The 9,465-nt window shown below is 41.3% G+C and carries 6 protein-coding genes and 2 pseudogenes; 6 read left to right on the plus strand and 2 right to left on the minus strand.

Translation table 11 applies throughout. The annotated features are described in order from the left end of the window. Position 1: 1 nt before the first annotated feature. Entirely contained in the window at positions 2-1,738 is a 1,737-nt protein-coding gene (locus SFC32_RS05615; RefSeq protein ID WP_411050104.1) for an ABC transporter ATP-binding protein, read from the plus strand. A gap of 76 nt (positions 1,739-1,814) precedes the next feature. Here the strand turns inward: SFC32_RS05615 and SFC32_RS05620 are convergent, their stop codons facing one another. Both SFC32_RS05620 and SFC32_RS05625 read right to left on the minus strand, forming a co-directional pair. Continuing rightward, positions 1,815-3,272: an alpha-amylase gene (locus tag SFC32_RS05620; protein ID WP_411050105.1), complete on the minus strand. Its 1,458-nt coding sequence runs from the start codon at positions 3,270-3,272 to the stop codon at positions 1,815-1,817. A gap of 114 nt (positions 3,273-3,386) precedes the next feature. Continuing rightward, the gene (locus SFC32_RS05625; protein WP_411050106.1) at positions 3,387-3,986 is read right to left on the minus strand and encodes a TVP38/TMEM64 family protein; all 600 of its coding nucleotides are present in this window, start codon (positions 3,984-3,986) and stop codon (positions 3,387-3,389) included. 382 nt (positions 3,987-4,368) lie between these two features. Here SFC32_RS05625 and SFC32_RS05630 point away from each other — a divergent pair, with 382 nt between their 5' ends. The 5 genes and pseudogenes from SFC32_RS05630 to lpdA all read left to right on the plus strand — a co-directional run. Then, positions 4,369-5,334 (plus strand): thiamine pyrophosphate-dependent dehydrogenase E1 component subunit alpha, encoded by a 966-nt coding sequence (locus tag SFC32_RS05630; RefSeq protein ID WP_039696949.1) that lies wholly within the window; start codon positions 4,369-4,371, stop codon positions 5,332-5,334. A gap of 31 nt (positions 5,335-5,365) precedes the next feature. Next, complete coding sequence (locus tag SFC32_RS05635) at positions 5,366-6,370, plus strand: alpha-ketoacid dehydrogenase subunit beta (RefSeq protein ID WP_411050107.1); 1,005 nt, start codon at positions 5,366-5,368, stop codon at positions 6,368-6,370. Positions 6,371-6,424: 54 nt separating this feature from the next. Then, positions 6,425-6,553, plus strand: a pseudogene (locus SFC32_RS05640) (biotin/lipoyl-containing protein); the annotation flags it as partial. A gap of 183 nt (positions 6,554-6,736) precedes the next feature. Then, positions 6,737-7,735: pseudogene (locus tag SFC32_RS05645) on the plus strand (dihydrolipoamide acetyltransferase); the annotation flags it as partial. Between the two features lie 26 nt (positions 7,736-7,761). Next, positions 7,762-9,465: dihydrolipoyl dehydrogenase (gene lpdA, locus SFC32_RS05650; protein ID WP_411216633.1), on the plus strand; the 1,704-nt coding region annotated here is incomplete at its 3' end.

Here is a 9,465-nt window from a genome sequence, read left to right on the forward strand (position 1 = left end):
GATGAAAGCAAGAAAACAATCTGATACAAGTCGTCGTTTGTTTAAAGAACTTCTTTCTCAAAAGGGACTTGTGATTGGAGCGACTCTTGGAACAATTGCCCAAGTGGCTCTAACGGTTTACCTTCCTGTCCTAATTGGTAATGCAGTTGACGTGGTGTTATCACCAAAATCATTGACCTTGATTATCCCGATTATCACGAAAATGGCAATTGTCATTGGGCTAAATACTTTGGTTCAGTGGTTGAATCCATTGATTTACAATCGTTTGACCTTTGGTTATATCTATGATCTTCGTCAAAAGGTTATGGCAAAATTGAACCAAATGCCGATTTCTTATTTGGATAAGAAAAGCTCTGGTGATTTGGTCAGTCGTGTCACAACTGACGCTGAGCAATTAAGTAATGGTCTCTTGATGGTCTTCAACCAATTTTTCATTGGGGTTTTGACAATTATCATTACTATCGTGACAATGGCTGACATTGATCTATTGATGCTTGGTTTGGTACTTATTTTGACACCTTTATCTCTTTTCTTAGCACGCTTTATTGCTAATAAGAGCTATCATTTGTATCAAAAACAAACTAAATCTCGTGGTCGCCAAACACAGTACATTGAAGAGATGATTCGTCAAGAAAGTCTTTTGCATGTCTTTAATGCGCAAGAAGCAGCGATTGATACTTTCACAGAAATCAATGATACTTATGCGGACTATTCACAAGGTGCCATTTTCTATTCATCAACGGTTAACCCATCAACACGCTTTATCAATAGTTTGATTTACGCTTTGCTTGCAGGTGTCGGGGCTCTCCGTATCATGTCAGGTGCCTTTACCGTTGGTCAATTGACAACTTTCTTGAATTACGTCACTCAATATACCAAACCATTTAATGATATTTCATCAGTCTTGTCTGAATTGCAAGGTGCCATTGCCTGTGCGGAACGACTTTACGATATTTTAGATGAAGAATACGAGCCACTTCCAGTAAAAGTACAGCTTGATGCTGATAAGATTCAAGGACAAATTGAATTTAAAGATGTGTCATTTGGTTACACACCACAGAAAACTTTGATTAATCATTTGAATCTCTCAATCCCTGCCGCTTCAAAAGTTGCTATCGTTGGGCCGACTGGTGCTGGTAAATCAACTTTGATTAATCTTTTGATGCGTTTCTACGAAGTTGATAAGGGTGCAATTTACCTTGATGGCGTGTCAATGGCTGATTACTCAGTTGAAGAGCTCCGCCAACAAATCGGTATGGTTCTGCAAGAGACTTGGTTAAAAGTCGGAACAATTCATGATAACATCGCTTATGGTAATCCAGAGGCTACTCGTGAAGAAGTGATTGCAGCAGCAAAAGCAGCCAACGCAGATTTCTTCATTCGTCAATTGCCAAATGGTTATGACACTTACTTGTCTGATGCGGGAGCGTCATTGTCACAAGGTCAACGTCAGCTTTTGACTATTGCTCGTATTTTTGTGAAATTACCAAAAATCTTGATTTTGGACGAAGCGACATCATCTATCGATACTCGCACAGAAATCCTTGTTCAAGAAGCCTTTGAAAAATTGATGAAAGGTCGTACAAGCTTTATCATCGCTCACCGTTTGTCAACGATTCAATCAGCCGACTGTATCTTAGTAATGGTTGATGGTGACATCGTAGAATACGGTACCCATGATGAGCTAATGACAAAACAAGGCGTTTATTATCAAATGCAAACAGCACAAGCTGGATAGACCATTTGTTTTGTTACATAAATATAAATATGCAAAAAGCGATTAGAAATATTTTCTAATCGCTTTTTTTAGATCATTATCTTGCTAGTGGAATCCAAGCGCTGACTGATTTTTCAGCAACGAGAAAATCACCATAGCCTTGCTCATCGATTTGGACATGCGCAGCTTGGTTGCCAAGAGCATCAGTGAACAATTTACCAGCCCATTTTTCTCCAACAAACATGCGCTTTGATGTGGATTTACTATTGTTGATGAGAACAGCAAGAGCAGTAGGGTGTTTGTCATCTCCAAGGCAAGTCCAGCCTATACAGTTAGCTTGGTCAAAGTAATCTAGTTCTTGACCATAAACGGCGTTTTTTCTAAGTTCAAGCAATTTATCAATGACAGTTTGGAAGCTTTCCTGAGCAAATTGTCCCGAAATGCCGTAATAATCTCCGTAGAAAATGCAAGGAAGTCCAGTTTGACGAAGTAAAATGAGGGCATAAGCTGCTGGTTTAAACCATTCTTCGATAGTTGATTCCAGTGCTTGACCACGTTGGGTATCATGATTATCAACAAAAGTCACAGCAGAATCTGGATGATTTTTCACTAAAGTTTGCTCGAAAATCTGACGTAAATCATAAGTTTCCTTGGCTTTACTTGCTTCAAAGAGATTTTGGTGGAGGCGAACATCGACCAAATCAAACCGATAATCAGTACTTGCTAGGTAATCATTATTTGACTTTTCATCACCGTTCCAAAATTCACCAAAAACGTAAAAATCATTGCCGTACTTGGCTTTCATATCACGGATAAAGTTTCCCATGAAGAAAGAATCGATGTGCTTAATGGCGTCTAAACGGAACCCCTTAACTCCAGTTGTTTCAACAAACCAATCTGCCCAATCGTAGATATTTTTGATGACTTCTGGATGTTTGAAATCTAGGTCGGCATACATGAGGTAATCGTAATTTCCATTTTCACCGTCAACCAAGTCTTGGTTTGCCCAACCTTTGTTGTCTCCTTGAATTTGGAAAATGCCAGTTTTACTAGTTCTGACATCATAGTCTGTGCCCGTAAAGTGGTACCAATGCCATTCAAAGTCGTTGTAGACACGGTGGCGACCCTCAAAGGTAAAATTTGTCCACCCTTCAATTTCAAAAGGCTGACTGAGAACCTTTGTTCGGTCTTCTGGAGCAACTTCAACAACCTTAAAGGTTTCGGTGTGGTCAGCAGCAGCCTTATGATTTAAAATGACGTCAGCTAAAGGCTCAATACCATTATTTTTAAGAGCTGAAATAGCTTCTAGGTAATCAGCTTTTGTTCCGTATTTTGTTCGAACGGTTCCTTTTTGGTTAAATTCACCTAGGTCAAAAAGGTCATAGACGCCATAGCCCACATCACCATCATGCGTCGCTTTAAAAGCAGGGGGCATCCAAATTTTGGTGATACCTTTTTGGGCAAGATGAGAAGCATCGGCTGCCAAACGTTTCCAGTGTTTACCGTCATTTGGTAAATACCATTCAAAGTATTGCATCAAAGTTTCATTTGTCATGATAGAGTACCTCAAAGAGAAAGACTTTTTCTTTTATTTTAGCAGAAAGTTCAAATAATGCAAACGTTTGCGTTGTAAAAATAACTAAAAAGTTCTAAGAAAAATTCCCAGAACTTAGATGATATGAATGACCCATTCACCACCATAAAAAAGCAGTAAAATGTGACCAATAATTGAGATGGGTTTGCAGCAAATGATGATTCTAGCGAAGGTTTTAAACGGCATGTTACTGAGAGCTGCTAACATAACCAGTAAATCTGCAGGGGCAAAGGGTAAAAGCATGCAGATGGTGAAAATAACTGTAAAGGATTTATGACCTTCAATCAAATCTTCGTATTTTTTCAGTGTACTTTCTTTGATAAAGAGAAGGCAGAAACGCTTTCCATACCAACGTGTCAGTAAAAACAAAATCATTGTCCCAATAATAATGCCGATACAGCTGGTTAAAACACCAACTACTGGGTGAAATGTCATGACAGCAAGCATCATAGTAAGGCTAGCAGGAACGATAGGAACGACAACCTGCATCATCTGGAAGATGGTGAACATGATTGCTCCCCAGACTTTATCTTGACCGATGAGTGCTTGAATTTTTTCCTGATTGGTCAGATAACCATGCTGATATAACCAGAAAATACAGGCACACGAAACGATAAAGACAAGAGCTGACAAGATATGAATTAAGCGTTGAATAATTTTATAGTGCTGAAACAAAAACTAATCTCCCATCTGATTCTTTCTTTGCTGCTATCATTGTAAAACTTTTTGCAGATAAGTCAATACGTTTAAAGAAATGCCTAAAAAATGAAAATAGGTCTTAAGACGGATGCAGCTTAATAAAGAAAATCATATAATATAATCATCCTAAAAACTTTTCATATAACTCCGAAGCAAGTGGTTTTCCCGGCCGCTTGCTTTTTCTAGTTGGTTTAAAAAGTTATTATTTGTCTAAAAAATGATTAAATCCCTGGCGCCGCAAGCGTCTTTTTTATTTTTCTTTAAACGCTTCCAAAAAAGCGGTTAAATTATTTGTGATTTGAGACATAATAGCTTATGATTAATGGACTAACTAAGAAAGATATTTGGAGGGCAAAAGATGACTTTGTCTCGAGAACTATATATGGAAATGTATCTGAAGATGCAGCGTATTCGTGAATTTGATATGCGAATTAATAAGCTAGTCCGTCGTGGCTTTGTCCAAGGAATGACACACTTTTCTGTTGGAGAAGAGGCGGCTAGTGTTGGAGCGATTGCTCATTTATCTTACGATGATATTATTTTTTCAAACCACCGTGGTCATGGACAAAGCATTGCCAAAGATATGGATTTGAATAAAATGATGGCCGAGCTTGCTGGAAAAGCAACGGGTGTGTCAAAAGGTCGCGGTGGTTCTATGCACTTGGCTGATTTTGAAAAAGGCAATTACGGCACGAATGGGATTGTTGGTGGTGGATATGCCCTTGCTGTTGGCGCAGCGATTACCCAAGATTATCAAAAAACTGGCAATATCGTTGTGGCTTTTTCTGGCGACGGGGCAACCAACGAAGGCTCTTTTCATGAATCGGTCAACTTAGCAGCTACTTGGAAACTCCCAGTGATTTTTTATATCATCAATAATCGCTACGGAATTTCGATGAATATCAAGCGTGCGACAAATACACCTCACCTTTATACACGCGCAGAAGCTTATGGTATTCCAGGATTTTATTGTGAGGATGGCAATGATGTTTTAGCAGTTTACGAGACAATGGGCAAGGCAGTGGAACATGTGCGTTCTGGTAATGGCCCTGCGATTGTTGAGGTAGAATCTTACCGTTGGTTTGGGCATTCAACAGCTGATGCTGGAAAATATCGCAGCAAAGAAGAGGTGGATGAGTGGAAGAAAAAAGATCCGCTTGTCAAATTCCGTACTTATTTGACGGAACATGAGCTAGCAAGTATTGCCGAGCTTGATGCTATTGATGCTCAAGTGGTGAAAGAAGTCGATGAGGCTTATGAATTTGCTAAAAATAGTCCTGCACCAGATTTGTCAGTCGCTTTTGAAGATGTCTGGGTAGACTAAGCAGCCTTTCATTAAATAGAGGAGAAAAATAATGACTGAAACAAAACAAATGGCCTTGCGCGAGGCAATCAATCTTGCCATGACAGAAGAAATGCGAAAAGATGAGTCCATTTTTCTCATGGGAGAAGATGTCGGAATTTACGGCGGAGATTTTGGCACGTCTGTAGGAATGTTTGAAGAATTTGGTCCAGAACGTGTCAGAGACACTCCAATTTCAGAAGCGGCTATTGCTGGGAGTGCAATTGGAGCTGCTATTACAGGTCTTCGTCCGATTGTTGACGTGACTTTCATGGATTTTATCACCATTATGATGGATGCCATCGTCAACAATGGTGCTAAAAACAATTACATGTTTGGTGGTGGGTTGAAAACGCCGGTCACTTTTCGGGTAGCATCAGGTTCAGGAATCGGTTCAGCGGCTCAGCACTCGCAATCTTTGGAGGCTTGGCTGACGCATATTCCAGGCATCAAAGTGGTGGCACCTGGAACTGCAAATGACGCCAAAGGTCTTTTAAAATCAGCCATTCGAGATAACAATATTGTCATTTTCATGGAGCCTAAGGCGCTTTATGGCAAGAAAGAAGAGGTTTCTCTAGATAGTGATGCTTACATTCCTCTTGGTAAGGGAGACGTTAAACGTGAAGGAACTGATTTGACGATTGTGACTTATGGTCGCATGTTGGAGCGTGTTCTTAAAGCTGCTGATGAAGTGGCTGCTGACGGCATTAGCGTTGAAGTGGTTGACCCTCGCACCCTCATTCCGCTTGATAAGGATTTGATTGTCAACTCGGTTAAGAAAACGGGCAAGTTGATGTTAGTCAATGACGCTTATAAAACGGGTGGGTTTATTGGAGAAATAGCTGCTCAGGTTACAGAAAGCGAAGCTTTTGATTATCTTGATTATCCAATTGTGCGTTTGGCGAGTGAAGATGTACCAGTGCCTTATGCCAGTGTTTTGGAACAAGCTATCCTACCTGATGTCGAAAAGATTAAAGCGGCTATTTATAAGATGATTCGAAACGGGCGCGCGAATTAAAAGGAGGTGCTTTCTGTGGCAAATGAGATTATCATGCCAAAACTTGGCGTTGACATGCAAGAGGGAGAAATTCTTGAGTGGAAGTTTTCCGAAGGCGATGTAGTGAACGAAGGTGATATTCTTCTTGAAATCATGTCCGACAAAACTAATATGGAAATCGAAGCTGAAAACTCAGGTGTTCTACTGAAAATCGTGCATCCTGCTGGCGACGTGGTGCCAGTGACTGAGGTAATCGGCTATATCGGAGCAGTAGGGGAAAACGTTGATGATTTGGTGGGAGAAGGGCAGGCTGAACAGTTAGAGCCTGTTCAGGAAGCATCAGCTGATTTCTCTCAACCGTCTGATGCGCCAGCTATTTTTCAAAAAGGTAAGATACGTGCGACACCAGCAGCAAGAAAGCTAGCCGCAGAGCGTGGAATCGCGCTTGATAGCATCAGTGGGACTGGTGAAAATGGGCGTATTCATAAAGATGACGTGGCGAAGTTTGCTAAGGATAAGGTGCGCGTGACGCCGCTTGCTCGTAAGATTGCGGCAGATATGGGCCTTGAGCTTTCTGGTATCGCTGGAACTGGTGCTAGTGGCAAGATTACTAAAGATGATGTCCTTGCTAAAGCAGGTGCCGATAAGAGTGAGAGTAGTGAGGAGGTTCACAGTGTGCCAGATGGTATCGAAGTGATTAAAATGTCTGGCATGCGTCAGGCGATTTCAAAAGGCATGTCGAAGTCTTACTTTACAGCTCCAACTTTCACGCTTGATTATGACATTGATATGACGAATCTTTTGGCGCTTCGTAAGCAGTTGATAGAGCCAATCATGGCAAAAACGGGCTACAAGGTGACTGTAACTGATTTGATTGGACTTGCGGTTACGAAGACCTTGATGAAAGAGGAGCATCGTTATTTAAATGCCTCTTTGATTAATGACGCGAAAGCTATTGAGCTGCATCATTTTGTCAATCTGGGGATTGCCGTGGGATTGCCAGATGGTTTGGTGGTTCCAGTTGTTCATGGAGCTGATAAGATGACCTTGTCTGATTTTGTGGTTGCCTCAAAAGATGTGATTCAAAAAGCGCAAGCTGGCAAATTAAAAGTAGCTGATATGTCTGGGTCAACTTTCTCTATCACAAACTTAGGGATGTTTGGGGTTAAGTCCTTTAACCCAATTATTAATCAGCCAAACTCTGCTATTTTAGGAATTTCAGCGACTGTTGACACGCCGGTTGCCATTGATGGACAGGTAGTGATTCGTCCAATTATGGGACTTAGCTTGACCATTGATCACCGTTTGGTCGACGGGATGAATGGCGCTAAATTTATGTTGGATTTAAAAGCGTTGCTGGAAAATCCTTTGGAACTACTGATTTGAGATTAAAAAGATAAGAAAGGAAATTTATGGCAGTAGAAATTATCATGCCAAAGCTTGGTGTGGACATGCAAGCAGGTGAGATTCTCGAGTGGAAATTCTCTGAAGGCGATGTAGTGAACGAAGGTGATATTCTTCTTGAAATCATGTCCGACAAAACTAACATGGAAATCGAAGCTGACGACTCTGGTGTGCTTTTGAAAATCGTGCATCCAGCTGGTGATGTGGTGCCAGTGACTGAAGTGATTGGATATATCGGAGCAGAAGGGGAAGTGATTGCTGAAGAGGTCAGTCTCAAGGAAGCTGCTAGTCAACTTGAGTCTGCAGGTCTTGAAGTGCCGAATGCTGTTTCTGCTAAAGCTGGAGTTTTTAGCGCAGCTGATTTAGCGGCAGATGAATATGACTTGATTGTCGTTGGTGGTGGCCCTGCGGGTTACTATGCCGCCATTCGCGGAGCTCAGCTAGGGGCTAAAGTTGCTATCGTTGAAAAATCAGAATTCGGTGGGACTTGCTTGAATGTCGGTTGTATTCCAACTAAGACTTATCTCAAAAATGCTGAAATTTTAGACGGCCTTAAAATTGCTGCAGGTCGAGGTATTAATCTTGCCTCAACGGATTATAGCATTGACATGGATAAGACCGTTGATTTTAAAAATACGGTTGTAAAAACGCTAACTGGCGGTGTCCGTTCACTTCTAAAAGCCAATAAAGTAACCATTTTTAATGGACTTGCCAAAGTCAATCCTGATAAAACAGTCCTTATCGGTTCTGAAATCATCAAAGGGCGCAAAATTATTCTTGCTACAGGTTCCAAAGTGTCACGTATCAATATTCCTGGCATTGATTCGCCACGTGTTTTGACATCTGATGAGATTCTTGATTTACGTGAGATGCCGAAATCTCTTGTTGTCATGGGTGGTGGCGTTGTTGGTATCGAGCTTGGTTTGGTCTGGGCATCTTACGGCGTTGAGGTGACTGTTATCGAAATGGCTGACCGCATTATTCCAGCAATGGACAAAGAAATCTCACAAGAATTGCAAAAGATCTTGACGAAAAAAGGCATGACCATTAAGACAAATGTTGGGGTGAGCGAAATCATTGATGAGACAAGTTACTTAAGCTTGAAATTATCAAATGGTGAGATTATCCAAGCTGATAAAGCTCTGCTATCTATTGGACGTGTGCCACAGATGAAAGGTCTTGAAAATCTCGACTTAGAGATGGACGGCAATCGTATCAAAGTTAACGATTATCAAGAGACGTCAATACCAGGCATCTATGCCCCAGGCGACGTCAACGGTCAGAAAATGCTGGCGCACGCTGCTTACCGCATGGGAGAAGTGGCTGCTGAGAATGCTCTTTCTGGTAATCATCGCAAAGCAAAACTCAAGTACACTCCCGCAGCAGTTTATACGCATCCAGAAGTTGCCATGGTCGGATTGACCGAAGAAGCTGCGCGCAAGCAATACGGTGATATTTTGATCGGCAAATCAAGTTTTTCAGGAAATGGACGTGCTATCGCTTCAAATGAAGCTCAAGGATTTGTCAAAGTTATTGCAGATAGCAAGTACCATGAAATCTTGGGGGTTCATATCATTGGACCAGCAGCTGCAGAGCTCATCAACGAAGCAGCAACCATCATGGAAAATGAATTGACCGTTGATGACGTGGCCCAAGCTATCCATGGGCACCCGACTTTCTCAGAAAACATGTACGAAGCTTTTCTAGACACC

Origin of the sequence: Streptococcus sp. TATVAM-FAB8, assembly GCF_046592795.1 — a bacterium.
Taxonomy (GTDB): Bacteria; Bacillota; Bacilli; order Lactobacillales; family Streptococcaceae; genus Streptococcus; species Streptococcus ruminicola.

Bases quoted from the DNA above. Each gene is read 5' to 3' on its own strand.
- SFC32_RS05615 (WP_411050104.1), top strand. From the start codon at position 2: ATGAAAGCAAGAAAACAATCTGATACAAGTCGTCGTTTGTTTAAAGAA.
- SFC32_RS05620 (WP_411050105.1), bottom strand. From the start codon at position 3,272: ATGACAAATGAAACTTTGATGCAATACTTTGAATGGTATTTACCAAAT.
- SFC32_RS05630 (WP_039696949.1), top strand. From the start codon at position 4,369: ATGACTTTGTCTCGAGAACTATATATGGAAATGTATCTGAAGATGCAG.
- SFC32_RS05635 (WP_411050107.1), top strand. From the start codon at position 5,366: ATGACTGAAACAAAACAAATGGCCTTGCGCGAGGCAATCAATCTTGCC.